We start from the raw sequence: 1,348 nt of genomic DNA, 5'->3' as shown, positions 1-1,348 counted from the left end.
CTGAAAGCCTGGCTGCACGATGGCGCGGAAATCGCCCTGTTTGATGTGCGCGAGCATGGCCAGTACGGCCAGTCGCATTTGTTTTACGGCATCCCCCTTCCCTACAGCCGGCTTGAACTGGACGCACCGCGCCTGGCGCCGCGCCGCAGTGTGCGGTTGGTGGTTTATGACACCGACGGCAGTGGCGCAGCACCTTTGGCCGCGCGCCGCTTCAGCGCACTCGGCTACAGCGACGTGCAGGTGCTGCAGGGCGGCACAACCGGCTGGCAAGCCGCCGGTTTCCCTCTGTTTGCCGGCGTCAACGTACCGTCCAAGACCTTCGGCGAGCTGGCCGAACAGGTCTATCACACGCCCCGCGTCAGCGCGACCGAACTTGCGGCCATGCTGGAGCGGCAAGACGACGTGGTGGTGCTCGACGGCCGGCCGTTTTCGGAATTCCGCAAGATGAACATCCCGACGGCGATCAGTTGCCCGAACGGCGAGCTGGCCCTGCGCATCCGCGACCTGGTACCCAGCGATAACACCCACATCGTGATCAACTGCGCAGGCCGCACTCGCAGCATCATAGGCGCGCAAACGCTGATCAACCTGGGCCTGCGCAACCCTGTATCGGCGCTGGAAAACGGTACCCAGGGCTGGTACCTGGCAGACTTCAAACTCGAGCACGGCGGCACGCGCCGCTACAAGGACTCGGCCCAGCCCACAGAGCCTGCCGGCATGCGTGCGGCGGCCCAGGCGCTTGCAAAGCGTTTCGAGGTACCTGTCGTCGACGCACAGACTGTGCACGGCTGGGCAGGCGACGCGACGCGCACGCTCTTTTTGTGCGATGTTCGCAGCCCCGAAGAATTTGCACGCGGCAGCCTGCCGGGCGCGCAGCACACGCCGGGCGGCCAGCTGATCCAGGCCACCGACCAGTATGTGGGCGTGCGCCAGGCCCGGCTGGTGCTGTTCGATACGGACGGCATACGCGCCCTGACGGTCGCCAGCTGGCTGCGCCAGCTGGGCCACGACGCCAGCGTGCTGGACCAGGGCCTGGCCAGTGGTCTGGCGCTGCCCGCCACGGCGCCCGTGGCCCTGCCCGCGCTGCCCGCCACCACCGCGCAGGCCCTGTCGGCCGGGCTGGCCGATGGCACCGTGGCCGCCATCGACCTGCGGCCCAGCATGCAGTTTCGCCAAAACCATATCGCGGGCACATGCTGGTCCATACGGCCTCGCCTGGCACAGGCGCTGGCCGGTGAACACCGCCCGGTGGTGCTGGTTGCCGACGAGTCCGCTGTGGCCGCCTGCGCGGCCGTTGACCTCCAGGCACTGGGCCTGAAAGCCAGCCTGCTCGAGGGCGGCCTCGATG

The 1,348-nt window shown here is 68.0% G+C and carries 1 protein-coding gene; it reads left to right on the top strand.

What is annotated here, in order from left to right:
• Window positions 1–1,348 (top strand): rhodanese-like domain-containing protein (locus AC1D1P_RS23490; protein ID WP_477674663.1); only part of this gene is annotated, 1,348 nt, incomplete at both ends.

It is taken from the genome of Polaromonas sp. P1_E1_2 (genome assembly GCF_056406035.1).
This window is presented reverse-complemented; position numbering and strand designations above follow the sequence as displayed.